The following is a 25487-nucleotide window of genomic DNA, read 5'->3' as shown; positions in this document are numbered from 1 at the left end:
CGTAAATTAGATCTAGAGTCGTTGGCTCCGGATACTTTACCCCAAAGCCAAATGCCTGGCTGGTTATCGTCAAGTTGTGGAGACGTGTGTTCATAAGATTACGAAAAAGTCTCCACACGAGTAAAAAATCGCAGTTCACGCTTGAAATCGAACTCATTTCCCCGTAACCTATACGAACGTGATTGCATAAGCGTCACATTAGTATCTGTCGGCTCCCGAGTGTTCCTAAACGTTGTGTGCTTGTCGCACCCTTCTGTAGGTCCTAGCAATCGGGGCCCCGTAGTTCGAAAGGGGTCCACCTTTGAGTGAGATTCAGAACTCGTCCATTTTCTCTCTTGACGATGTCAATGAGGAGGAGATGAACAACCTCATCGACGGTACGATTACCGACTTTGATGAGGGCGATCTCGTTAACGGCACTGTCGTTAAGATCGAGCATGACGAGGTGCTCGTTGACATCGGATTCAAGTCCGAGGGCGTTATCCCGGTCCGCGAGCTGTCCATCCGCAAGGACGCTAACCCTGCAGACATCGTTGCACTCGGTGATCCCATCGAGGCTCTGGTTCTCCAGAAGGAGGACAAGGACGGTCGTCTGGTCCTGTCCAAGAAGCGTGCCGAGTACGAGCGTGCTTGGAACCGCATCGAGGAGAAGTTCAACTCCGGCGAGAACGTCGAGGGCGAGGTTATCGAGGTTGTCAAGGGCGGCCTGATCCTCGACATCGGCCTGCGTGGCTTCCTGCCCGCTTCCCTCGTCGACCTCCGTCGCGTCAAGGACCTCACCTCCTACATGGGCACCCGCATCGAGGCTCGCGTCATCGAGATGGACCGTAACCGCAACAACGTCGTCCTCTCCCGTCGCGTCGTGCTCGAGGAGTCCCGTAAGGCCGAGCGCTCCGAGATTCTGTCCAAGCTCAAGTCTGGCATGCGTCTCCAGGGCACCGTTTCCTCCATCGTCGACTTCGGCGCCTTCGTCGACCTCGGCGGTATCGACGGCCTCATCCACATCTCCGAGCTCTCCTGGAACCACGTCAACCATCCTTCCGAGGTTGTCAAGGTCGGCCAGGAGGTCGAGGTCGAGGTTCTCGACGTCGATCTCAACCGCGAGCGCATCTCCCTGGGTCTCAAGCAGACTACCGAGGATCCGTGGCGTGCACTGGTCAAGAAGTACCCCGTCGGCGCTATCGTCGAGGGCACTGTGACCAAGCTTGTCCCGTTCGGCGCTTTCGTCGACCTGGGCGAGGGCATCGAGGGCCTGGTGCACATCTCCGAGATGGCCAACAAGCACGTCGATCAGCCTTCTCAGGTCACCCACGTGGGCGACAAGGTTCAGGTCAAGGTCATGGAGATCGACCTCGACCGTCGTCGTATCTCCCTGTCCATGAAGTCTGCTGCTGAGACTCTGGGCGTCGAGATCGAGGTTACCCCGCTTCCTTCCGAGAAGAAGGACGAGGAGACCGACGCCGAGTAAATCGGTTTGACGATCACTTGTTTTAAGGGACCCGTCCGTAATGGACGGGCCCCTTTTTGCATTTGGTGCCGAGATGCACGATGCTGCCCATGCCATCCACAGGCTATTTGGTTGTCGGTGCATGAAAAAAATGCCGACATCCCGCCTCGGGGAGGAGGCGGGAACGCACCGAGTAGACGGAGGGGTGCGGAGCGCGGTCGCGTCTCGACTGACGACGTTGCCCATCGACAACCCTATTGTACTGCATGGCGTGGTTCTTGGTTTATCGTGTCGAACGCTTGTGTTGTGCCATTGCCTGCGGCAACGGTGTGCTACACTCTTGCACTGCTGAGTGGGCCAGACGGTCGCGCGATGTGCTGCTTGCAGCACGCGTGAGGAAAGTCCGGGCTCCAGAGGGCGGGATGCCGGCTAACGGCCGGGCGGAGTGATCCGACGGAAAGCGCCGCAGAAAAGAAGACTCCCACCTGCGCCGCAAGGCGTAAAGGGAAAAGCTGAAACGGTGGTGTAAGAGACCACCAGCGTCGTGGCAACACGGCGGCTTGGCAAGCCCCATCCGGAGCAAGCGCGAATAGGAACGCTATGGGCCGGCCCGGTCCGCGTTCGGGTAGCGTGCGTGGAGCTGCATGGTAACGTGCAGACAAGATAAATGACCGTTCACGACAGAACCCGGCTTATAGGCCCACTCAGCAACTATGTTGACGCTGCGACGGCATCAGCTGGCCGATTTGGCGCTCATTCGTCGGTCGCCGCCATAAGGCGTGCTCCCTCCTCTTTCGGGCCAAATCGACTCAGCTGACGCCGTCTCGCTGTTTTTGCCTGGTCATCGGCAGCCTCATTTCTGTTGCAATCTCGTCTTTCAAGGCACCTTGCTCGCGCTGACGGGTTCTCGCTTTCGTTTACGGAATCATCGGTGTTGCCGTTCTATTTACCGGGGTTACCGGTACGGCCTTTGCCGTATTATTGAGGCTGTTTGTTGCTTTGCTTGTTGTTGAGGGGCTTTGTTGGACAGCTATTTTACTCTGCAATCGAATATTGAGGCTTTGGGCGAGTTTTTGGACCGCAAGAGTCGGTTTATTGCCCAGCTGGTCCATATTGAGTCCGAGGACGAGGCGAATGCCTTTATCGAGACCGTTCGCAAACGTCATTACGACGCTCGGCACAATGTTCCCGCGTGGATTTTAGTCGATGGACGCGAGCGCCAGAGCGATGATGGTGAGCCGAGCCGCACGAGCGGTATGCCGACGCTTGAGGTGTTGCGCGGCGCGGGGCTCAAAAATGTTTGCTGCGTAGTGACGCGCTATTTTGGTGGCACGCTGTTGGGGCCTGGTGGCTTGGTGCGCGCCTATACCGCGGCGACGCAGACGGCGGTGGCAGCTGCTCGGGAGGCTGGGCAGATCGTCGAGATGACGAGCGTCGTGCCAGTTGATGTGCATGTGGCCTATCCACAGTATGAGCAGGTGCTTCGCTTGGCCCAGGATTCGGGTGCCAAGGTTTCGGATACCGATTACGCGGATACCGTGACACTTCACTTGGTGTTTAAGGCAGGGGAGCAGGAGTCGTTTTGCGCCAAGATGCGCGAGCTTATGGCGGGGCGCGAGGAGATTGAGGTCGGCGCTCCCGAGTTTGCCGAGTTCTAACGGCGACGGCCGGCGTGCTTTTGGATGGATTCCAAGTGCGCCGGCCGTCGTTTTATGTTGCTGCCGTTTACTCGGCGAGCTGCTTTAGCACATCGCAGGCGATCTCGATGGCATCGTCGATGCAGCCGGGGCAGCTGCGGAGCGGACCCTTATCCGATCCGATGCCCTTGAGCGTGCCGCAGACGGTCGTCGTGTTCTTCTCGCCAAATCGCTTGGCAATCTCGCGCGACAGCTTGTAGGTCTGGCCTTTGGTCTTGGGGTTCTCCATGCCGTCGCTCATTACAAAGCCCATGATGGCAACAGCGCCCGAGATGGCGCCGCAGGTCTCGGTCATGCCACCCATGCCGGCGCCAAAGCCCTCGGTGAGGGTAAAGGCGGTCTGGGGGTCGAGCCCGACGGCAGGTGCGAGCGTGCAGGCAACGGCTTGGGCGCAGTTAAAGCCACGGGCGTGGTATTCGGCAGCTTGAGCCTGACAGGCGGTGATGTCGAGCTGGGCCGTATCGATTTGCTTCATCGTTGTCTCCTTGGTTACGGTGTACCCGCCTATGGTACTCGTGACGGGGTATGTAATCATCGAGAGCTTCATGGATGCCTCATTTTTATCTATCGAGCAAATGCCCAAGGCTTGAGATAAATACCCCTGAACTATTTGTCCCATAACCTACCTTGGGGATGGGTTGAGAGGGGTGCAGGGTAGCGGTATCGTGAACCGAATAAAACGTAACCCAGGCAAGGGAGCTAGATATGAGCGAGCAGACCATCGGAACTGCATGTGTTCAGGGCGGCTATCACCCGGGAGATGCCGAGCCGCGCCAGGTGCCCATCTACCAGTCCACCACGTGGAAGTACGACACGTCCGAGCACATGGGCAAGCTGTTTGACCTAGAGGAGTCGGGCTACTTCTACAGCCGTTTGCAGAACCCCACGTGCGATCTCGTTGCCGCCAAGATCTGCGAGATGGAGGGCGGCACCGCTGCGATGCTCACGAGCTCGGGCATGGCTGCGAATTTCCTCGCGATCTTTAACGTGGCCGGTGCTGGCGATCATGTGGTCGCGAGCTCTGCCATTTACGGCGGTACGTATAACCTTCTCGCCCACACCATGGGCCGCATGGGCCTGACCTGCACGTTCGTTGCCCCCGACTGCACCGATGAGGAGCTCGAGGCAGCCTTTCAGCCCAATACCAAGCTCGTCTTTGGCGAGACGATCGCAAACCCCGCCCTTGCCGTGCTCGATATTGAGCGCTTTGCCAAGGTCGCGCATGACCACGGCGTGCCGCTGATGGTCGACAACACCTTCCCGACGCCCGTGATGTGTCGTCCCTTTGAGTGGGGCGCCGACATCGTTACGCACTCCACCACCAAGTACATGGATGGACATGCTGCCTACCTGGGCGGTGTGATCGTTGACCACGGCCAATTTGACTGGATGGCCCATGCGGATAAATTCCCGGGTCTCACCACGCCCGACGAGAGCTACCACGGCGTGACGTATGCCGAGAAGTTCGGTCGCGAGGGTGCCTTCATTACCAAGGCCACCGCGCAGCTCATGCGCGACCTCGGCCCCATGCAGAACCCGCAGGCGGCCTTCTTCCTGAACAGCTCGCTCGAGAGCCTGCATGTACGCATGCCGCGTCATTGTGAGAATGGCCTGGCCGTTGCCAAGTTCCTGCAGAGCCATCCCAAGGTACGCTTCGTGAGCTATCCGGGCCTGGAGGGCGATAAGTACTATGACCTGGCTCAGAAGTACATGCCCAACGGTACCTGCGGCGTTGTGAGCTTTGGCTTTAACGGTGGTCGCGCGGCGGCCGAAACCTTTATGAAGAGCCTCAAGCTCGCCCAGATCGCCACGCACGTGGCCGACGCCCGCACTTGCTGCCTGCATCCCGCTAATGCCACGCATCGTCAGATGAACGATGAGGAGCTCATCGCCTGTGGCATCTCCGCCGACATGGTGCGCCTGTCGTGCGGCCTCGAGGACACGGCCGATCTGATTGCCGACCTTGAGCAGGCGCTCGAGCAGTGCTAGGCTAGCGTTCGCATAAGGCGCCGAGGCTGGCAGAAAGCTTCGGTGACCATTAGTTCCGATTCCGTAGGCGGGACCCCAATCGCGACTGTTTGCAGGCGATTGGGGCCCCGTTTTTTGCGTTGGGCCACTCGAAAGGATGGATATGGAGAAAACTGCAGAGCAGCTGCGCCGCGAGCACATTGCCCTAGAGGGCGACACCCATGGCAAGAACAAGTGGGCGATTCTGTTTACCGTGCTCATCATGACGTTTATGGTGTGTCTGGATTCGACCGTCGTGACCGTGGCGCTGCCCGTGATGCAAAAGGAGCTGGGCGTGGGCCTCGACCGCATTCAACTGGTGAGCTCGGTGTACCTGCTTGCGACATGCGTGGCTATGTTGCCGTTTGGCCGTCTGGGCGACGTGCGCGGCAAGGTGAATGTGTTCCAGTTGGGCGTCATCGTCTTTTCGGTCGGTTCGCTGCTGTGCGGCCTTTCGGCTTCGCTCGAGGTTCTTATCCTGGCACGCATTGTTCAGGGCATCGGTTGCGCGGCGGCCATGGCTAACAACATGGGTATCATCACCGAGTCGTTTCCGGCGCGCGAACGAGGCCGTGCCATGGGTATTCTCGCGACCTTTGTGGCCCTCGGCATGATGTGTGGCCCCGTGCTCGGCGGCATGCTGGTGGCAAGCTTTCCCTGGGAGAGTATCTTCCTCATCAACCTGCCTATTGGCGTAATCTCGTTTATCGTGGGGCTCTACACGCTGCCGCATGTTAAGCCGGAGGCCGGCGAGCGCCCCATGTCCCTGATCGAGGCCGCTCGTCGCTGCTTTGCAAATTCGGCCTTCACTATCAACCTTGCCTGCATGCTCATCGTGTTCGTTGGTATTGGTGCATCCGAGTTTATCCTGCCGTTCTATTTTCAGGACGCGCATGGGTTTGGTTCCGACATTTCCGGATTGCTCTTTTTGGCGCTGCCGATGGTGAATGCCTTTATCGGTCCGCTATCGGGTACGGTTTCGGACCGTGTTGGCTGCGAGGGCCCCACGGCGGTCGGCCTGGGCGTGTACGTGTGCGGTCTTTTTGCGGTAAGCACGCTCGACGAGCACTCTTCTATCCCCGTGATCGTGTGCTGCGTCGCGTTTATGTCGTGCGGTACGTCGATTTTCCAGAGCCCCAACAACTCGTTGTATATGGGCTCGGCCCCGCGCGAAGCACTCGGCTTTGCGGGCAGCTTGGGCAGTTTGGCACGCTATGCCGGCATGGCACTCGGCATTACGGTGGCGTCGAATATCCTGTATGGGCAGATGAGCGTGGCGATGGGCGAGGCCGTGACCAGTTTTGTTGCAGGCCGTCCGGAAGTATTCCTATTCGGCTTTCGCTCGGTGTTCTACGTGCTTATGGTTGTGGCCGCCGTGGGCTTTGCGCTTGCCATGGTGCGTTTGGTGAAGATGCGCGCCCGCCATTAGCGTGTTGGGGGGCTGCCTGCCACGATTCGCGCCGTCCCAAAAAGACTGGTTTGTGGTGCGATGCGGCTTGTGGGGCGGGCGGGGGTCGGTCCGTGGTAGACTATCGAACAACGTTTATTAATCGCGCGGTATCGTTGCCGCGAGAAGGGGTTGCGCCATGCAGGAGCTTGAGGATCGTATTCGCCATGACGGCATCGTAAAGGCCGGTAACGTCCTTAAGGTTGATGCCTTCCTCAACCACCAGTGCGACGTTGAGCTGTTCGACCACATGGGTGCCGAGTGGGCCCGTCTGTTCGAGGGCGTCGAGATCAACAAGATCCTGACGATCGAGGCTTCGGGCATTGGCATGGCCTGCATCGCGGCTCAGCATTTTGGTGGCGTGCCGGTGGTCTTTGCCAAGAAGGCACAGTCCATCAACCTCGACGGCGAGCAGTATGCCACGACCATCTACTCCTTTACCAAGCAGAAGGAGTACCCGGTCATCGTGGGCAAGCGCTTCCTGTCCGAGGGCGATAAGGTCCTGATTATCGACGACTTCCTGGCCAACGGCTGCGCGCTTGAGGGTCTTATTAAGATCTGCGAGGCTGCGGGCGCCGAGGTTGCCGGCATTGGCATCGCCGTCGAGAAGGGCTTCCAGGGCGGCGGCGACAAGCTCCGCAAACGCGGCTTCCGCGTTGAGAGTCTGGCCCGTATCGCCGATATGGACTGCGAGAACGGCGAGATCACCTTCGCCTAAGCGCGCAACACAAGCGATTGGTATGCGATGTGACAAAGGGACTGTCCCTTTGTCACATTTTTTGTATGAGGGGAGGTGTTGATATGGATGAGAACAAGATGGGATGGCGCGAGTATGCGCGCTATGCCGAGATGTCGGTCGAGGAGCTGGCGCGCGATTGCGAGGTACAGGTGTTTCGCGCGACGGGTCCGGGCGGACAGGGCGTGAACACGACGGACTCGGCGGTGCGCATGAAACATATCCCTTCGGGGATTGTCGTGACGGCGCGCGAGAGCCGCAGTCAGTTCCAGAACCGTGCGAGCTGTCTGCGTAAGCTGAGGGCAGAGCTTGAACGTCGTGGCCGTCCGCCGCGCCGACGCGTAAAGACCAAAGTGCCTCAGCGTTCTCGCCAGCGGAGGCTCAACGACAAGCACTTCAATGCGATTAAAAAGGCCAACCGTCGTAAGCCGGGCGGGGAGGAATGATCTTTTCAATAAGTTGCGGTGAAATAGGGACTGTTTTGCGGCTTTAGCTGCATAAACAGTCCCTATTTCACCGCAACTTAGGGATGGCTAGTGGGTGGGGTGCCAGACTTGGAGGGCACCGGGTAGGATGTCGACTTCGATGCGCGAGGCGACAACGGGCTCGCCGTCGGCCTGGATGGGGTAGTCGGGCTCCTCGAACGTGAGCTCGGCATGACGGCAGCGACGCATGCGAACCGGCGGCAGCTTGGTGTGGTGGCCGTCCTTGGCCGAAAGAAACATAGGCAGGGCAATCGCACGGGGGACGGGGCCGCAGGCGTAGCAGACGTCGAGTATACCGTCACAGGGGTCGGCATCGGGACAGATGCGATAGCCCGAACCATAGGTGGGCCCCAGCTGGATGGCCATGATAATCGCCCGCACGCGCTCGGCAGGCGCGCCATCTAAGCTCACCGTCATGGGATAGTTGCGATAGCGCAGGCCAAACTGCTCAAGTCCCGAAAGAGTGTAGAGCGGAGCGCCGGCGAGGCCCGTCTTTTTGCGCAGCTCGGTGGTGCCAAGGCCGATGGCGGCATCGATGCCGACCGAAAGCGTCTGGTCGTAGTGCTCAACGGCAGCCTCGCCGCTGCCGCTCGCAGGGCTCCACGAGCGAATGCGCCCGATGTCCTGACGCTGCAGCTCGCAGGTGAGCAGCGCGCCAAAATCCTTGCCAGAGAAATCGTCGATGCCGAGTGTTTGGGCAAAATCGTTGCCGGAGCCTACGGGCAGGACGGCAAGCGCCGGTCGAACCGCCTCTTCTTGCGCCATCAAGCCATTGACGACCTCGTGGATCACGCCGTCGCCGCCGAGTGCGATAACGGTGCGATAGCCCGTTGCCTGGGCGGCAAGCTCCTTGGCATGCCCCGCGCGTTCGGTCAGCACCAAGTCAAACTGGGATGCGCGCGCGGTCATGTCCAAAAAGCGCTGCAGACGCTCGGCAACTTCGCGCGCCGCACCCGACTGGGCGGCGGGGTTGGCGATGATGAGCGTGCGACCAAAATCAGTTGCGTGCATGGGGCGACTCCCGGCGTATGACGTGACGGTGCGGTCGCGCTCAGGTCGAATTGCCCCCGATTGTGGCTGCACGGCGAATACTTATGTCTACTCTATCAGGTCGTTGTGGCGCTCGATAGCATCCGCCACCGTACCGCCCTCGTCCACAATAAGCGAACGGCGCTTGGGCGAGATGATGCGCTGGGCGGGGTACACGCCGCGGTGTCCGCCGACGAGATAGCTGATAAACGCCACGATGACAAAGAAGCCCGCGGCCGTGCCGTGGAACAGGTCGATGGCCATCATGCAGGTGGTGATGGGCACGTTAAGGCCGGCGCAGAACACGCCGAGCATGCCCAGCGCCGCCAGAAAGCTGGGGTCGATTCCGACGAGGCAACCGATCCAGCCGCCGAGCGCCGCACCGATACCAAACAGGGGCGTGACCTCGCCGCCTTGGAAGCCGGCACCCAGGGTGAGCGCCGTCACCACGAGCTTGATGGCTGCGTCGGCAAGGGTCGTGTTACCGGCGAACCCGGCGCCCGAGAGCCAGGTGGCAAGGCTGGCATACTTCCAGGCGTCGAGCATCGCGTAGGCCGCGAGCACCACGAGCGCGCCCACGAGTGCGCGAGCAAGGTAGTTGGTGATAAAGCGACCGTACAGGCTCTTGACGGTTCGAACCGACCAGGCAAAGAGGCGTGCCGTCAAACCGAAGATAATGGCGCTGATAACAACGATGACAACCGTCCGTGGTGTCATGTCGGGGACGCTGGCGATAACATTCGCCTCGTACTCGGTTCCCAAGGCAAGCGACGTAAAGTAGCCGGTAAACGAGGCGACGAGGCAGTAGATGCCCGCGGTGTAGTCGATCTTGCCGATAAAGCACATCTCCATGCCAAAGAAAGCTCCGGCAAGGGGCGAACCGAATACGGCGCCAAAGGCCGACGAGATGCCGGCGAGCATGAGGTCGTGGTGGTCATGCTTTTTGAGATGGGCGAGGCTCGAGATGTTGCTGGCGATGGTGCCGCCAATCTGCACCGCGGCTCCCTCGCGACCGGCCGATCCGCCCGTGAGGTGCGTGAGCGTGGAGCAGACGAAGGTGAGGACGGCCATGCGCATATGGATGAGGCGTGTGCCCAGGGCGGAATCGATGACCAGGTTGTTGCCGCGCTTGGCGGCAAGGCCGTGGTTCTTGTACACCCATGTGGTAGCCACGCCCACGACGGGGAGCATGGCGTAGATCCACGCGTGGTGCTCGCGATAATCGGTCGCGATATTCAGCGAGGCCAAAAACGCCCAAGCGGCAACGCCCATGGCGAGAGAGACGATGACGACGAGTACGAGCAACTTGGCGCTCGCGAGTAGGTTGCGGACGTTGCGGCGCGTGTCGGCAGCCAAGAGATACTCGGAGCGGGTGAGCTGTTGCCTACCGGCCATGATAACGTCGTTCAGGGAGAAAAAGCCGCCGTCGTCGAGCGGCTGGGAATGATCCTGCGCTTCGTTTGCGCTTTCGGGTTTGTTGGTAAAAGCCATACGTTCCTCTTTTAGGTTGCAACGCAAGCATTATAAAACGCGGTAAACGCGACGAGCCGGTGGGTTGGTTTCCATTCTGTTTCGCGGCCTGCAACCGACAGGTGTATTTGCGGGTTCAGGCCGAGTCGCGGTCGTGAGTCGGGGGATTATACTGAGACAAGCATAAAGAATCGGCGCCCCTGTTGTGCGCCGTGGCATTAAGAGGTGCATATGGCAGATAAACTCATTCCGTTGGAGGACGCGCAGTCGATTGTCCTGTCGCACGTTGCTCCGACCGATCTCGTCGAGATTCCCGTGTGGCAGGCGGCTGGTTTTCCCTTGGCCGAGGACGCGGTGGCCGATATCGACATCTCGCCGTTTGCCAACAGCGCTATGGACGGATATGCCGTGCGCTCGGCGGACTTGGCGCAGGCATCTGGCGAGGCGCCGGTGACGCTCGATGTTATCGGACACGAGGCCGCGGGCCATGTGTTTGAGGGCGCTATCGGCGCGTGCGAGGCGGTCCGCATCATGACGGGCGCGCTGGTGCCCGAGGGCGCCGATGCTGTGGTGAAATACGAGATTGTCGATGTGCTCGACGGTGACGGCAACGAGGGCTCGCACGTTCGCTTCTCGGCGCCTGCCAAGGTAGGGGAGAACGTTCGCTCTGCCGCCGAGGAGGCCCATGCCGGCGATGTTGTGATGCACGCCGGCGAGGTCGTGGCTCCGGCCGGCGCCGGCTTGCTGGCAAGCGCTGGATACGCGAGCGTGAAGGTGCACGCTGCCCCACGTGTGGGCATCATCTCGCTGGGCACGGAACTGGTCGCACCGAGTAAGGTGCCGGCGCGCGGTCAGATTCGCGATTCCAACTCCTCGGCGTTGATGGCCGAGGCACTCGATGCAGGAGCCGAGCCCGTGTTCTACGGCATTGCGCCCGACGATGAGCAGGCGATTGCCGAACTGGTGCATCGCGCCGTGCAGGAGTGCGATTTTGTCATTACGAGCGGTGGCGCCTCGGCGGGCGATTACGACTACGTGACGGCGCTCGTCCGGCGCGAGGGCGAGGTGCTGTTTGACCGCATTTCGATGCGTCCGGGCAAGGCCATCACGTTTGGCTTGCTCGGGGGTAAGCCCTACCTGGGGCTTTCAGGCAATCCGGCCGCGGCGTATGTGGGCTTTGAGATGCTCGCGCGCCCGGCGATTCGCAAGATGCGTGGTTTTGCCGAGGGGGCGCGCCCCGTGCAGCGAGCGGTTCTTACCCACGGTGTGAAAAAGCGCCAGGACCGACGCTTCTTCGATCGCGCCACGGTTTCGCGCGACCCCGAGACCGGTGAGCTGTTGGTGACCGAGGCCAAGACGCAGAATTCGGCGCTGCTCGGCACGATGCAGCGGGCCAACTGCCTGCTGCGTATTGACGAAGGACCGTGCGACCTCAAGGCGGGCGACGTCGTGGATGTCGTGCGTGTCGACCTGCCCGAGGGAACGGTGTTGTAGGAGGAAGACTATGGAGTTGAAGATATCGATCGTGACGTGCTCGGACACGCGCGATCTTGCGCAGGACGAGGCCGGAGCCGCACTCGAGGAGCTTATCGAAGCGCAGGGCTGGACGGTCGCCTCACATGTGGTCGTGCGCGACGACGTCAGCGAGATTGGTGATGCCATTGTGGAAGCCGCCGATGAGTGCCACGCCAATGTCGTGCTCACCTGCGGCGGCACGGGGCTTTCGATGCGCGATGTGACGCCCGAGGCGACGCGTGCCGTCTGCGACCGCGATGTGCCGGGTATTGCAGAGGCGATTCGCGCGTACTCGATGACCAAGACGCGCCGCGCCATGCTCTCGCGCGCTATTTGCATGCAACGAGGTCATACACTTGTCGTAAACTTTCCCGGTTCTACGAAGGCCGCCCGCGAAAGCTGGGAGGCCATAGCAGACCAGCTGGAGCATGCGGCTCAGATGACAGCGGGCGGCGGACATACCAACTAAGCGGTTTACCTGCGGCGGGGCGACCTTATCGGTCGCTCCGCCTTTGTTTTCCGCCGAAGCGACGCCGAGGGGTACGGTACCTCGAAACTATATTCTCTAGCGAGAATAATTTCTCACTACCATTATTCGCACGGAAGTATAATCTGATTGCAGATTAAAGCCTGCGGCGGGGTGCCCGGGCATAGCGTTCGAAAGGGTTGAACATGTTCGATATGGTTTCTCGCCGCGGATTCGTCTCGCTCTCTGCTGCCGTCGCTGCCGGCCTTGGTCTTGCCGGCTGCTCGGGCGGCAAGACGTCCGAGCCGGCCGGATCCGATGCTGGTTCTGCTAAGGCATCTTCCAAGAAAGCTGTCGAGCTGCAGGTCTTTGCCGCCAACTCGCTCGAGAAGGCGCTCCCCGAGGTCCAGGAACTCTATACCGAGCAGACCGGCACCACCTTTGCCGACACGCAGTTTAAGGCCTCCGGCGACCTTGTCGAGCAGATGCGCGCCGGTGCCGCCGTCGACGTGCTCATCACCGCTTCCAAGGGCACCATGGATGACTCTGAGACCGCCGAGCTCGTCGACGTCGATACGCGTGAGGACATGTTCGTCAACGACCTCGTGATCATTCGCGCCGAGGGCTCCGACACCAAGGTCGAGGCCATCGCCGACGTCGCGAATCTGGACGGCAAGATCGCCATTGGCGACGCTAAGACTGTTCCCGCTGGCAAGTATGCCAACCAGGCGCTGGCTTCCGTGGGCCTTTATACCGGCACCGAGGGCGACGATGGCGAGTATGCTCCCGAAATCGCCGACAAGGTCGCGCTGGCCGATAAGGTGGGCACCGCCGCCGCTTATGTGTCCACAGGCGACTGCGTGGCCGGTTTTGTCTACAGTTCTGACATCTACCGCTACGACGGCATCGAGGAGGCCTTCGTGTGCCCCGAGGATTCGCACAAGCCCATCGTGTATCCGGGTGCCGTTGCCGAGAGCTCCGAGCACGCCGACGAAGCCAAGGCGTTCATCGACTTCTGTCTGACCAACAAGAAGGCTCAGAAGATTTGGGCCAAGTACGGCTTTGAGCTTTCCGCGTAGTGCGGCTTGGCGCGATAATTCCATCGTTTTGTGTTTCACTCCGTCCTTGTATTCGCTTGGAGCTTTTCGTGCTTAATAGATTCCGCATGCTTGTCGCTTGTGCTTTGACTTTCGCGCTTTGCTGGGTGCCGGGATTTGCGTTTGCTGGGGACGCTGAGGACGGGGCCCAGGCTGCTGCGACCGCTCATGGGCTTTCCTATGGGATCGAGGGTTTTGAGCGGTTGGCCAAGGGGACCGCTCGTGCCATGGAGGGCCAGCCTGAGGGCTACCGGTTTCCCGTTGACGAGGACGTGGACCTTGTAGTGGCGCCTGCTGCCGATCGCGTTGTGGTGTGGATATCGCCCAAGGCGGTCGAGAAGTATGGATTGGATCCGCAGGACAACGAGTGCGTATCGGGTCTCAAGGCCCTCGTCTGTAAGCTCGACAGCGCAAACTGCATGGGAGGTGCGCAGCTAGGGGACGTGGATCTTCCTTGGTATGTCACGGCGGAAACAACGTTTGAATCCGGCGGGTATACCTATGGCTTTGACGAGCGCGGTGCGGATGGGGACCGCTATGTGGTGATTGCATCAGCCTCGGGTGATGCCAAGGGCGGCGCGCGTTGGCTTGATAGCGCTCAAATGGTAGAGGCGTCGTCTGTCATGTTGCGGGATGAGCAAGGGCCCTTGACCTCTCTGGTCTCCTTTTTGGGCGACATCGACTATCGCCCGTTTTGGGTGTCCATTAAAACGAGCGGCCTTGCCCTGGTGATCTCCCTTGCGCTGGGCCTGTTCGCCGCGTGGAAGACTATGGGTACCTCGAGTCGCATCAAGGGCCTGCTCGACTCGGTCTTTACCATCCCCATGGTGTTGCCGCCCACGGTCTGCGGCTTTTTGCTGCTTATGCTGTTTGGTCGCTCGACCGGGGTGGGCCAGTGGCTGATTGCGCACGGCGTCTCGATTGTCTTTACGTGGCCGGCGGCGGTGATCTCTGCCGTGGTGGTATCGTTCCCCCTGGTCTACCGTACGGCGCTCGGCGCCTTTGAGAGCCTCGACACGCAGATGCTTGACGCCGCGCGTACCCTGGGATGGTCCGAGCGTCGCATCTTTGCCAAGCTTATGATGCCGCTTGGGTGGCCTTCTATTGCCGCTGGTACGGTCCTCGCCTTTGCCCGCGCGATGGGAGAGTTTGGCTGCACGCTGTTCTTTGCGGGCAACTACGCCGGCATTACGCAGACCATCCCCATTGCGATTTACTTTGAGTGGATGGGCGGCAACACCTCGGTGGCCCTCTTTTGGGTCGCCGTTGTGATTGCGTTCAGTTTCCTGGTCATCCTATTCATCAACATGTACACGGCGCATTCGCAAAAGTATCGCGAGCGGGGCCTTTCCCGTGCGGAGCGCAAGCGGATCAAAGATCTTGCCGGACAGGGCGATTCGCTCGACCCGGCGGGCGGCGATGCCTTGCGTATCGCTCGCGAGGCGCTGGCCGAGCTCATGCGCGATGATGCCGCTTTGCAGGGAGGTCGATAGGCCATGTCGCTCGTTCTGGATATCAAAAAGCGCTATCCCGGGTTTATGCTCGACATGCAGCTTGAGGCCGGCGAGGATCGTGTGGCGCTGCTCGGTGCCTCGGGTTGCGGCAAGAGCTGTACGCTGCGCTGCATCGCCGGCGTGGAGACGCCCGACGAGGGCAAGATCGTCGTCAACGGCGTGACCTTTTTTGACTCGGCGGCGGGCATCAACCTGTCGCCCCAGGAGCGAAAATGCGCCCTGCTGTTCCAAAACTATCAGCTGTTCCCTAATATGACAGTGGCCGATAACGTATGTGCCGGCGTAAAGGATGCGGGCGACGCCGCGGCGCGCAAGCAGCTTGCCGAGCGCTACCTGGGTATCTTTGGACTGGCCGATTTTGCCGACCGCTATCCCGTGCGACTCTCGGGCGGTCAGCAGCAACGTGTGGCGCTTGCGCGCATGGTGGCGGCGCATCCGGGCATCTTTATGTTCGACGAGCCCATGAGCGCGCTCGATTCCTATCTTAAGAGCGCGCTCGAGCAGAACATGCTCGACCTGTTCGATGTGTGCAACCGCACCGTGCTCTACGTGAGCCACGACATCGACGAAGCGTGTCGCCTGTGCCAGCGTATCTGCGTGATGCACGACGGGCATGTTGAGGAGATCGGCTCCGTCGAGGACGTGGTCCGCCGTCCGCAGACGCTGGCGGCGCTGCGCCTGACGGGCTGCAAGAACACAAGCCGGGCGCGCAAGATCGGCGACGAAGAAGTTGAGGCCCTCGACTGGGGCATGACCTTTAACGTGGGTCGCGCGGTTCCCGATAATGTGGCGTACCTGGGCGTTCGCGCAAGCTATTTCCATGTTGACAATCGCGTTGAGCGGGGCCGTAACAGCTACGACCTGCATGTGGCCCGTGTGAGCGATTCGCGCTTTGAGCGGCTGGTATTACTGGACGTGCCGCGCGCTGATGCGCCCACGCGTCTGCAGTGGAAGGTCAACAAGGTGGGCGTACCTGTCGACGAGCTGCCGCAAGCAGGCGAGACGCTGCGCATGCATTTCGATGCGAGTAGGATCCATTTGGTTTGTCGGTAGCGTCGGGTAATGCCGTCGGGGATATAAGCCTCGGCGGCCTCGTCTTGCCGTTCGCCGAATGAAGGATGACAAACTCTTATCAATCAAGATAATTATTTATTAAACGACGGCACACGAGGCTGTCGTACGAATGTCAACGGTGTTCGCATGGTCGACGACCGTTGATATAGTTGACCTCAACTTGTAGAGGAGGGTGCGCACATGCCGCAGACGACATACATTTGCCGCGTTGCCGCGCGTGCCCTATATATCGCTCGGAGCCGCATATGAGCAGGTATGTTCACGGCTCCGGGAGAGACGACGCACAACTAAATAATCGACCGCAAAGCAGGTTCCCTAAAATTCCGGGTTTGAGCACGGTCGGGCAATCGCCGTCCGTCGTGCATCGATACCGTTGTTATCCGATTTTGGTTCGAGAGGGGAACCGTCATGGCTGAAGAATTTGATTTCCATCCGATGTGGGAGAGCCTCGGCATGAATCTTGCCGACCATGATATGCTGCTGGGCGCCGTGGGCCAGATGTACGGGGACATGTTCCTGACGCAGAACAATCGCCCCAAGTCTACGTCCTACCTGGACTTTGTGGCCACCAACATCCACAGCGGCCGCATTAAGGAGATGCTCGACAAGAAGGAGGCCGGCGAGGCCACCAAGATCGTCGGTTCGTTCTGCGTGTATGTGCCCGAGGAGATTGTGCTCGCCTGCGACGGTATTCCCGTGGGCCTGTGCTCGGGTGCCGACTGGGCAACGGACAAGGTCGAGGAGCACCTGCCGCGCAACACCTGTCCGCTCATCAAGAGCTTTGCCGGCTTTAAGCTGGGCGAGGTCTGCCCCTACATTGAGTCGAGTGACCTGGTGGTAGGCGAGAACACCTGCGATGGCAAGAAGAAGGCCTACGAGTTCTTTGCAACGCAAAAGAACATGTACGTCATGGATATTCCCAACGTGCACGACGAGTCTACGCTCGTGACCTGGAAGGCCGAGGTCAAGAAGCTCGCCGCCAAGATCGAGGAAGAGTGCGGCGTCAAGATTACGCCTGAGCGTCTGAAGGCCGCCATCCACGCCGTCAATGAGAAGCGTCGCGCCCTGCAGCGCCTCGCTGCCACGCGCGCTGCAGACCCTGCGCCCATCAGCGGTCTCGACAGCCTGCTGACCGTTCAGGCCGCCTTTATGGACGACACGCCGCGTCTGACCGGAGCCATCAACGATATGGCGGCTGAGTGCGAGCAGCGTGTCGAGGCCGGCGAGGGCGTGGCGCCCAAGGGGACCAAGCGCATCCTGTACACCGGCACGCCCATGGCCGTGCCCAACTGGAAACTATTCAACCTCATCGAGAAGGCCGGCGGCGTTGTGGTAGGCGAGGAGTCCTGCACAGGCTCGCGCTACTACAAGGACCTGGTCGACGAGTCCGGCGAGACGGTCGACGAGATGCTCGATGCCATCGCCGAGCGCTACTTTAAGATCAACTGTGCCGTCTTTACGCCCAACGACCAGCGTATGAAGGATATTGTCCAGATGGCCAAGGACCTGCATGCCGACGGCATCGTGGACGTGGCCCTGCAGTTCTGCACGCTTTACGAGATGGAGTCCTTTGCCGTGGAGAAGGCCGCCGAGGAAGCCGGCATTCCGTTTTTGCACATCACGACCGACTACGCCGGCGAGGATGCAGGCCAACTGCAAACCAGGATTGAGGCTTTCTTGGAAACCATTTAGGGCTACCCGTCCCGGCGACTTTCCCGGACACCCGATCTTGCCGTTCAAACCATCGCTTGCGTACCAAAGTATGCGGCGCTCCTCTTTCACGGCAACCTCGGGCACCTTGGAAAGTTGTTTTCCTGGTTGGTTAAAAGGTTTAGGAGTTATATGTCGAAAAATATTGAGCAGCCGTTGCCGTCCACGTTTGAGGAGTTCAACGAGCAGCGCAAGGCGGCGTTTATTCGCGTCAAGGATTATAAGCAGGCGGGTAATCGCCTGGTCGGCTTTTTGTGCAGCTATACGCCACTCGAGATTATCGATGCCGCGGGGGCCGCAAGTGTCGCTCTGTGCGGTACGTCCGATGAGGTGATTCCCGAGGCCGAGAAGGTGCTGCCGGCAAACCTCTGCCCGCTCATCAAGTCGACGTACGGTTTTGCCTATTCGCAAAAGTGCCCGTTTACGTACTTTAGCGACATGATCATCGGTGAGACCACCTGCGACGGCAAGAAGAAGATGTACGAGCTGCTGGGGGAGCTTAAGCGCACGCACATCCTGCATCTTCCGCAGGGTCGCGATCGTGCCTATGAGCGCGATGGCTGGTATGAGGAGTGCCGCCTGCTCAAGGAAGAGCTCGAGAACTTCTACGGTATTACGATCACCGATGACGACCTGCGCGCCGCTGTCCGTCGTCGCAATCGCTTGCGTGCGGCCCAGCTCGAGATGTTCGCGCTGCAGGCCAACCAGCCGGCGGCCATGAGCGGTGTCGACCTGATGAGCACCATGTTCGCCGGTACGTTCAGCTTTGATATCGAGGCCTATACGCAGCAGCTGGAGCAAAAGGTCGCCAAGCTGCGTGAGTCCTACGAGGCTGGCGAGCGCCCGATTGCGGCGGATGCCAAGCGCATTCTGATCACTGGCTGCCCGGTGGGCGGCGTGATCAACAAGATCGGCCGCACCATCGAGTCCAACGGTGGTGTGGTCGTGTGCATGGACGACTGCTCGGGCGAGCGCGCGGCGGCCATGATGATCGACCCGGATGCTCCCGACATCCTGCGCGCCATCGCCGACCGCTACCTGGACATCAACTGCTCGGTCATGACGCCTAACGAAGGCCGCATGGGAAACACGCTGGCTATGTGCGAGAAGTACCATGTCGATGGCGTGGTAGAGAGCGTGCTGCAGGCCTGCCACACCTTCAACGTTGAGAGCGCGCGCATGCAGGAGGCTGTCGAGGGTGCGGGCATTCCGTACATGAAGATTGAGACCGATTACAGCAATGGCGACATGGGTCAGATCGAGACTCGCATCGCTGCCTTCATCGAAACCCTCTAGCTTCCTCAGGCACCGGATCTTGCCCCTCAAACCGTCGCTTGCGTACCAAAGTACGCTGCGCTCCTCTTTCGGGGCAACCTCCGGCACCTGAGAAACCAAGAGTTAAGGCGCCTGAACGCGCCGCTACCTTTGATGTTTAGATTGGGAGAGAGCCATGATAGGGATCGGGATCGATATCGGGTCTACGGCGGCTAAGGCTGCTGTGGTCGACGGGGAGGGTTCGGTGGCGTGGACGTGCGTGCAGCCAACCGGGTTTTCCTCGGTCGATGCTTCCGAGCGGCTGCGCGAGGCACTGGCAGCGGCTGGCTATGACGTGACGGGCGACGATGTTCGCGTGGTCGCGACTGGCTACGGTCGTGTCGCCGTGTCCTATGCGCACAAGGTCGTGACCGAGATTACCTGCCACGGCACCGGTGCCGTGCGCCTGTTCGGCGATCACGGCACGGTGATCGACGTGGGCGGTCAGGACACTAAGGTCATTCAGCTTAAAAGTGGCCGCGTGGCCAAGTTTGCCATGAACGACAAGTGCGCCGCCGGCACGGGGCGCTTTTTGGAGATCATGGCCGACCGCCTAGGCATTTCCCAGCAGCAGATGGCCGACCTTGCGCGTTCCGGTGAGCCCACCAAGATATCCAGCATGTGCACGGTCTTTGCCGAAAGCGAGGTCATCAGCCTGATCGGTCGTGGCGAGCCGCGCGAGAACATTGCGCGCGGCGTGATCGAGAGTGTCGTGTCGCGCGTGGCCACTATGGCCGGGCAGGCAGCGGGCGCCCCGTACTATCTGACCGGTGGCCTGTGCGAGAACGCCTATGTGGTGGAGCGTCTGGGCGAACTTTTGGGCGCACCCGTGACCACCTCGCCCCAGGCTCGCTTTGCCGGAGCGATCGGCGCGGCCATTCGAGTCCAGGCGCTCATGTAAGGGGCGGTGTCATTCGCCGTCCGCTCTCGGCGCCGCCATGCGTATACTGGGAGGAACTGATTGACCTATGAGAGGAGGAATCGATGGCTGACGATGTTATTAAGCTCACGCAGATGACCGCTGCCTCTGGTTGAGCTGCTAAGTTGGCTCCTGGAGCCCTCGCCCAGGTCCTGGGCGACTTGCCCAATGTGCATAACGACAACCTGCTCGTGGGGTTCGATACCTCCGACGATGCGAGCGTCTTTCGCGTAGGGGAGAACCTGGGGCTCGTGCAGTCCATCGACTTCTTTCCGCCGATGGTCGACGACCCGTTTCTGTTTGGCCAGATTGCCGCAGCCAACTCGCTGTCGGACATCTACGCCATGGGCGGGCGGCCGAGCCATGCCATGAACCTGCTCTGCATACCCAGTTGTCTGGGCGTTGAAGTTGCCGGTCAGATTCTGGCGGGCGGCGCCGACAAGTGCGTCGAGGCGGGTTGCTCCATCGCGGGCGGCCACACCATCAACGACGACGAGCCCAAGTACGGGCTGTCCGTGAGCGGTTTTGTCGCGCTCGACCGCATGCTCGCCAACAGCGGCGCACGCGCAGGCGATGTTCTGCTGCTGACCAAGGCGATCGGCTCGGGCATCATCACCACGGCCATTAAGGGCGAGCTCATCGAGCAGGACGAGGCCGCAGCCATGTTTGACTCGATGCGCACCCTCAACGAGGCGCCGATTCGTCTGGCCGAGGGGCTTGAGCTTCACGGCTGCACCGACATTACGGGCTTTGGCCTGATCGGGCACGCGTGCGAGATGGCCGAGGGCTCGGGCGTGCAGGTTGAGCTTGCGTCGGGGGCGGTGCCGCTCTTTGACCAGGTGCTCGACATGGCGCGTCTGGGCATTATCCCCGCGGGCTCCTACCGCAACCAGGACTTCTTTGGCCCGCGCGTGACGGCTGACGATGACCTGGAGCCGGGCATGCTCGACGCGCTGTACGATCCGCAGACGTCTGGCGGCCTGCTTATCGCGGCACCTGCTGCCGATGTGGATGAGCTTGCGCGCCGCCTACATGCCGAAGGACGTATCGCCGCCGTCGTCGGTCGCGTGTGCGAGCCGGTGCCAGGCGGTCCTGCCGTCCACGTTGTGCATTAAGGAAAACCGTTTATGCGACCGCCTACTGTTCTGGGCGGTCCCTTTTGAAAGGATGTAACTATGTCTACCAGAATTGAAGTCAATGCCATGGGCGATGCCTGCCCGCTGCCCGTCGTCAAGACGCTCAAAGCCCTGAAGCAGCTCGATGGCGAGGGCGCCGTCGTGACCTCGGTCGATAACGAGACCGCCGTCAAGAACATCTCCAAGATGGCGCAGGAGAAGGGCTGCACGGCCTCGGTCGAGAAGGTTTCTGACGCCGAGTGGCACGTGACCGTCGCGACCGCCGGTGCCGTGGCCGTTGCGGACCCCGAGCAGGACGGTGCCGTTTTCTGCGACGCCAGCGCCGGCAAGGGCAAGCTCGTCATTTCCGTCTACACCGACTGCATGGGCCGCGGCGACGACGAACTGGGCCACAAGCTCATGAAGGCGTTTATCTTTGCCGTGACGCAGCAGGAGGAGCTGCCCGCGACCATGTTGTTCTACAACGGCGGCGCCAAGCTCACCGTCGAGGGCTCGCCGGTGCTCGACGACCTGAAGGGACTGGCCGAGCAGGGCGTCGAGATTCTCACCTGCGGTACCTGCCTCGATCACTATGGCATTAAAGACCAGCTTGCGGTGGGCGAGGTCACCAACATGTACGTGATCGTGGAGAAGATGGAGCAGGCCGTGCGCGTCGTGCGCCCGTAGCGTTTGGGCGGGATTGCCATGAGAGAAAAGCGCCCGGCGCTTGTCATCACGTTTCCTACCACGGCGGCCGCCATGGGGTGCGAGACCCTATGCGTCGAGCGCGGCCTTCCCGGGCGCACGATTCCCGTGCCCGGGGAGGTCGCTGCCGGCTGCGGCTTGGCGTGGAAGGCGCTGCCTTCGGATGAGGACCTGCTGCGCGGCGAGCTTGCCGCGGCGGGCGTCCCCACCGAGGGCTTTACGGTAATCGACATGTGGGAGGTCGTGCGATGATCTACCTGGATAACGCGGCGACGACCATGCATAAGCCGCAGACGGTGATCGATGCCGTGACGCAGGCGATGTGTTCGCTCGGTAATGCCGGGCGCGGGGCCACGTCGGGTGCCCTCGATGCCGCTCGTACGATTCATGCTTGCCGTGCCAAGCTTGCGCGCTTGCTGGGCTGCCCGAGGGCGGACCATGTTTGTTTTACGCCCAACTCCACCGCGGCGCTCAACACCGTCATCAATGGCGTGGTGCGTCCCGGCGATCGTGTGGTCACGACGGTGCTCGAGCATAACTCCGTGCTGCGTCCGCTCAACCGCCTGACGGCAGAGCGGGGCGTGACCGTTGAGCGTGCGGGCTGCGACGCGAACGGCGTGCTCGACTACGACGAGCTCGAGCAGCTGGTCACGCCGGGCACGCGTGCCGTGGTGGTAACGCATGCCTCCAACGTGACCGGCAACGCCGTTGATGTTGCGCGTGTGGCGGCTGTGGCTCATGCGGCCGGCGCACTTGTGATTGTCGATGCCTCGCAGTCTGCCGGCACGGAGCATATCGATATGCAGGCCATGGGGCTCGACGTGGTGTGCTTTACCGGCCACAAGGGACTGATGGGCCCGCAGGGCACCGGCGGTCTGGCCGTGGCGGAGGGCGTCGACGTGGCGCCCTGGGCCATGGGCGGCACCGGTGTACACAGCTTCGATGAGCTGCAGCCACTGGAGTGGCCCACGCGCCTGGAGGCCGGTACGCTCAACGGCCATGGCATCGCGGGCCTTTCCGCTGGTCTCGACTTTATCGAGGCCCAGGGTGGGGTCGAGGCGATTGCTGCCCACGAGCGTGCGCTCGCTGATCGCTTCCTTGCCGGTGTGCGCGAGATTCCGGGGATTAAGCTCTACGGTGCCTTTGACCAGCCGACGCGCTCTGCGATTGTGTCGCTCAACGTGGGCGATATCGACTCTGCCGAGATCTCGGATGCGCTCATGCAAGGGTGGGGGATTGCGACGCGCCCCGGCGCCCATTGCGCCCCGCTCATGCACCGTGCGCTGGGAACCGAGCGCCAGGGCGTCGTCCGCTTCTCATTTGGGTATTTCAACACGACCGAAGAAGTTGACACGGCTATCGATGCTCTGTGCGATTTAGCCTGCTAAAGCTGCTAGAGCGTATATACTTGCGGGACGGGTGTTTTTGCCCGTCCCGTTTTTGTTTCGACCCGAAAGGTGTGTCCATGGCCTCATCCGCGCCGCGCGGTCTGCGCTCCGACCATGTCGTCACCGTCGGCATCGCCCTATTCTCGATGCTCTTTGGCGCCGGCAACCTCATTATTCCGCCACTGCTGGCGCTGCAGGCAGGTTCTGCCACGCCGGTCGCCATGCTCGGCTTTCTCATCGCCGCCATCGGCCTGCCCGTCATTGGCTTTATCGCTGTGGCGCTTGCCGGAACGGCGCGCGAGCTTGCCGGCCGCGTGCACCCCAAGTTCGGTGAGTTCTTTGTCGCGGCAGTGTATCTGGCCATCGGCCCGTGCCTGGCTATTCCGCGCACGAGTTCCACGGCCTTCGAGATGCTGGTGCCGCTGCTGCCCGAGGGCGTCTCGCTCGGCACGGCTCGCCTGGTGTTTGCCGTTGGCTTCTTTGTCGTCGCGTTTGCGCTCACGCTGCGTCCGGGCGTCATCACGCGCGTGCTCGGGCGCATTACGGGCCCCGCGCTCATTGCGCTCATCGTGCTGGTCGTGGGTGCTGCCGTGATCTCGCCGTTGGGCCCCGCTGCCGCGCCGCAGACTCCCTACAATGCCGGTGCTGCCGTGCAGGGCTTTTTGACCGGCTACCAGACCATGGACCTGCTCGCGTCGCTCGCCTTTGGCATCATCATCGCCGAGACCATCCATGAGCTTGGTGTTACCGACGATAAGCGCGTGGCCTTCGAGATCTCGCGCTCCGGTGTGATCGCCGGCGTGCTCATGGCCATCATCTACTGCGGCCTGGCGCTTGCCGGCATGCAGCTCGGCACGGTTATGCCCGACGCCACCAATGGCGCCGCCATCCTTGCCCGCTCTGCCTCCATGCACTTTGGCCTTGTCGGCACGGTCGTGGTCTTTGCGATCTTTTTCCTCGCCTGCATGAACGTGTGCATCGGTCTTATTAGCTGCTGCTCGCGGTACTTCTGTGAGACGTATGTGGTTGAAGGGGGAGCGGAGGCTTCCGAGGAGGCCATGCGCCGCCCCTTTGCGATGCTTGCCTTTGTGTTCGCGGCGTTTTCGTGCGTGCTCTCCAACGTGGGCCTCGACGTGATCCTTATGTTCTCGGTGCCTATGCTCAATGCCCTGTATCCCGTTGCCATTGTGCTGGTGCTTATGGGCCTGATGCACGGCTTTTGCGACGCGCATCCGCAGGTTTGGGTTTGGGTCGGCGGCGTGGTCGCGGTGCAGAGCGTGATCACCTCGGTCCGCGACGCGTTCTTTACTGGTGCGTGGCTGCCGTTCGATGCGTTGCCGCTGGCAGATATCGGTGCTGCGTGGGCACCGGTTGCTGTGGCGGCGTTTGTGATCGGTCTGGTTCATAGCCAGTTTGTCACACATTCGAGGAGCTAGGGTATCGTCGCTTGCACAGGCGGGAAGTCTCCCCTATAATTTCCTTCGCTTTGGGACACGCAAGGTTTATGCCTTAGCTGCTCAACACCTTCGGGACGTGGCGCAGTTTGGTAGCGCGCCTGCTTTGGGAGCAGGATGTCGCAGGTTCAAATCCTGTCGTCCCGACCATATCTTGCGGGCGTAGTTCAATGGTAGAACCCCAGCCTTCCAAGCTGATGACGCGGGTTCGATTCCCGTCGCCCGCTCCATAAGATAGATGAATGGCTCTAGTTCCTTTTGGGACCAGAGCCATTTTCATATACATGCCGGGACCCCACATCCCCTCCTAAGTTGCGGTGAAATAGTTCCTGGATTAGCCACAAAAGCTGTTATCCATGAACTATTTCACCGCAACTTATTGAGACCGAGCGGGCTGGGTCGATGATGGGTTCTGTTGTCGAGAAGATGAGGGCAGCCGGTCAGGAGTCTGCGTAGGGTTTTGTGGTTGGTATACCGTAGCCGCGCATCATGGAGCCGAACGTTTTGACATCGTAGGTGTCTGAGAGCTTGAAATGAATGACGTTGTGGCCCATGGCACGCAGGTTCGCATCGCGCATAAGGGCAGCTCGATAGGTTTTTGCCGCAGTATGTTCCGGATCATTTTGGGCATCGTCCTCAAACTTGCCTAGTCCATGCAGCTCAGCCAGCATCCAAGAGCCGTTTGGCATCTGCCAGCCGTAATCTGCCAAATAATAGCCGGCGTTTCCCGGTCGAGTGATTTCAACCTGAAGTTCGGGAGCGGCAACTCCCGCCAGAATCATTGCCGCCCGTGCCTCGGATTCTCCACCGTTATCCGATCTGCCATCCATGTGTTCAAAAACGTTAAATGCGCGCGCAATGCCGTGCAGTCCGCGGCAGTTCGCTTGTGCATATGCAC

The 25487-nt window shown here is 60.8% G+C and carries 21 protein-coding genes, 2 tRNA genes, 1 other RNA gene and 2 pseudogenes; 22 read left to right on the top strand and 4 right to left on the bottom strand.

Going from position 1 to position 25487, the window contains the following annotated elements:
• The first annotated feature begins 301 nt into the window (after positions 1–301).
• The 3 genes from rpsA (at position 302) to AB5405_RS04780 (ending at position 3105) form a co-directional block, all read left to right on the top strand.
• Positions 302–1468, top strand: a complete 1167-nt coding sequence (gene rpsA / locus AB5405_RS04790; protein WP_022095232.1) for a 30S ribosomal protein S1 — start codon at positions 302–304, stop codon at positions 1466–1468.
• A 328-nt stretch (positions 1469–1796) separates the two neighbouring features.
• An RNA gene (rnpB, locus tag AB5405_RS04785) (RNase P RNA component class A) lies at positions 1797–2158 on the top strand.
• Between the two features lie 308 nt (positions 2159–2466).
• Positions 2467–3105, top strand: a complete 639-nt coding sequence (locus tag AB5405_RS04780) for a YigZ family protein (protein WP_438265707.1) — start codon at positions 2467–2469, stop codon at positions 3103–3105.
• A gap of 67 nt (positions 3106–3172) precedes the next feature.
• On the opposite strand, the gene AB5405_RS04775 is transcribed toward AB5405_RS04780, so the two are convergent.
• Positions 3173–3619: a C-GCAxxG-C-C family protein gene (locus tag AB5405_RS04775; RefSeq protein WP_229066760.1), complete on the bottom strand. Its 447-nt coding sequence runs from the start codon at positions 3617–3619 to the stop codon at positions 3173–3175.
• Positions 3620–3849: 230 nt separating this feature from the next.
• On the opposite strand from AB5405_RS04775, the gene AB5405_RS04770 reads away from it, so the two are divergent.
• The 4 genes and pseudogenes from AB5405_RS04770 to AB5405_RS04755 form a co-directional block, all read left to right on the top strand.
• Positions 3850–5133: an O-acetylhomoserine aminocarboxypropyltransferase/cysteine synthase family protein gene (locus AB5405_RS04770; protein ID WP_368137752.1), complete on the top strand. Its 1284-nt coding sequence runs from the start codon at positions 3850–3852 to the stop codon at positions 5131–5133.
• Positions 5134–5275: 142 nt separating this feature from the next.
• Positions 5276–6580 (top strand): MFS transporter, encoded by a 1305-nt coding sequence (locus AB5405_RS04765; RefSeq protein WP_347478374.1) that lies wholly within the window; start codon positions 5276–5278, stop codon positions 6578–6580.
• Between the two features lie 157 nt (positions 6581–6737).
• A complete protein-coding gene (locus AB5405_RS04760) occupies positions 6738–7316 on the top strand; it encodes a xanthine phosphoribosyltransferase (protein ID WP_055286127.1) in 579 nt (192 codons plus the stop codon).
• A 152-nt stretch (positions 7317–7468) separates the two neighbouring features.
• Positions 7469–7780, top strand: a pseudogene (locus AB5405_RS04755) (peptide chain release factor family protein); the annotation flags it as partial.
• 87 nt (positions 7781–7867) lie between these two features.
• Here the strand turns inward: AB5405_RS04755 and AB5405_RS04750 are convergent.
• Both AB5405_RS04750 and AB5405_RS04745 read right to left on the bottom strand, forming a co-directional pair.
• Positions 7868–8830, bottom strand: coding sequence for a diacylglycerol/lipid kinase family protein (locus tag AB5405_RS04750; RefSeq protein WP_368137751.1), 963 nt, complete (start codon positions 8828–8830; stop codon positions 7868–7870).
• Between the two features lie 87 nt (positions 8831–8917).
• A complete protein-coding gene (locus AB5405_RS04745; protein WP_368137750.1) occupies positions 8918–10339 on the bottom strand; it encodes a chloride channel protein in 1422 nt (473 codons plus the stop codon).
• 210 nt (positions 10340–10549) lie between these two features.
• Between AB5405_RS04745 and AB5405_RS04740 the strand changes: the two genes are divergently transcribed.
• The 15 genes from AB5405_RS04740 (at position 10550) to AB5405_RS04670 (ending at position 24819) form a co-directional block, all read left to right on the top strand.
• Complete coding sequence (locus AB5405_RS04740) at positions 10550–11812, top strand: molybdopterin molybdotransferase MoeA (protein ID WP_368137749.1); 1263 nt, start codon at positions 10550–10552, stop codon at positions 11810–11812.
• A gap of 10 nt (positions 11813–11822) precedes the next feature.
• The gene (locus tag AB5405_RS04735; RefSeq protein ID WP_118080408.1) at positions 11823–12302 is read left to right on the top strand and encodes a MogA/MoaB family molybdenum cofactor biosynthesis protein; all 480 of its coding nucleotides are present in this window, start codon (positions 11823–11825) and stop codon (positions 12300–12302) included.
• Positions 12303–12505: 203 nt separating this feature from the next.
• Positions 12506–13378: a molybdate ABC transporter substrate-binding protein gene (gene modA / locus AB5405_RS04730; protein ID WP_368137748.1), complete on the top strand. Its 873-nt coding sequence runs from the start codon at positions 12506–12508 to the stop codon at positions 13376–13378.
• A gap of 68 nt (positions 13379–13446) precedes the next feature.
• Positions 13447–14889, top strand: a complete 1443-nt coding sequence (gene modB / locus AB5405_RS04725) for a molybdate ABC transporter permease subunit (RefSeq protein WP_368137747.1) — start codon at positions 13447–13449, stop codon at positions 14887–14889.
• 3 nt (positions 14890–14892) lie between these two features.
• Positions 14893–15963, top strand: coding sequence for a sulfate/molybdate ABC transporter ATP-binding protein (locus AB5405_RS04720; protein ID WP_368137746.1), 1071 nt, complete (start codon positions 14893–14895; stop codon positions 15961–15963).
• Between the two features lie 429 nt (positions 15964–16392).
• Complete coding sequence (locus AB5405_RS04715; protein ID WP_117746407.1) at positions 16393–17676, top strand: double-cubane-cluster-containing anaerobic reductase; 1284 nt, start codon at positions 16393–16395, stop codon at positions 17674–17676.
• A gap of 150 nt (positions 17677–17826) precedes the next feature.
• Entirely contained in the window at positions 17827–18990 is a 1164-nt protein-coding gene (locus AB5405_RS04710; RefSeq protein ID WP_368137745.1) for a double-cubane-cluster-containing anaerobic reductase, read from the top strand.
• 154 nt (positions 18991–19144) lie between these two features.
• Positions 19145–19909, top strand: a complete 765-nt coding sequence (locus AB5405_RS04705) for an acyl-CoA dehydratase activase (protein ID WP_270225982.1) — start codon at positions 19145–19147, stop codon at positions 19907–19909.
• Positions 19910–19992: 83 nt separating this feature from the next.
• A complete protein-coding gene (selD, locus tag AB5405_RS04700; protein WP_270225981.1) occupies positions 19993–21042 on the top strand; it encodes a selenide, water dikinase SelD in 1050 nt (349 codons plus the stop codon).
• A 60-nt stretch (positions 21043–21102) separates the two neighbouring features.
• Complete coding sequence (gene yedF / locus AB5405_RS04695; RefSeq protein WP_195239641.1) at positions 21103–21729, top strand: sulfurtransferase-like selenium metabolism protein YedF; 627 nt, start codon at positions 21103–21105, stop codon at positions 21727–21729.
• A gap of 18 nt (positions 21730–21747) precedes the next feature.
• A complete protein-coding gene (locus AB5405_RS04690; RefSeq protein WP_195239643.1) occupies positions 21748–21999 on the top strand; it encodes a putative Se/S carrier protein in 252 nt (83 codons plus the stop codon).
• On the top strand, positions 21996–23135 hold the full coding sequence (locus AB5405_RS04685) for an aminotransferase class V-fold PLP-dependent enzyme (RefSeq protein ID WP_368137744.1): 1140 nt from the start codon (positions 21996–21998) through the stop codon (positions 23133–23135). The genes AB5405_RS04690 and AB5405_RS04685 overlap by 4 nt, the downstream gene beginning before the upstream one ends.
• A 77-nt stretch (positions 23136–23212) precedes the next feature.
• Entirely contained in the window at positions 23213–24571 is a 1359-nt protein-coding gene (brnQ, locus tag AB5405_RS04680) for a branched-chain amino acid transport system II carrier protein (protein WP_368137743.1), read from the top strand.
• Between the two features lie 91 nt (positions 24572–24662).
• Positions 24663–24739: transfer RNA gene (locus AB5405_RS04675), tRNA-Pro, on the top strand.
• Between the two features lie 6 nt (positions 24740–24745).
• A tRNA-Gly gene (locus AB5405_RS04670) sits at positions 24746–24819 on the top strand.
• Positions 24820–25029: 210 nt separating this feature from the next.
• On the opposite strand, the pseudogene AB5405_RS04665 reads toward AB5405_RS04670, so the two are convergent.
• Positions 25030–25487 (bottom strand): annotated as a pseudogene (locus AB5405_RS04665) (hypothetical protein); the annotation flags it as partial.

It is taken from the genome of Collinsella aerofaciens (genome assembly GCF_040920445.1).
GTDB classification, from domain to species: Bacteria; Actinomycetota; Coriobacteriia; order Coriobacteriales; family Coriobacteriaceae; genus Collinsella; species Collinsella aerofaciens_BH.
Note: the sequence above shows the minus strand (reverse complement) of the source record. Positions and strands in the feature narration are given on the sequence as shown.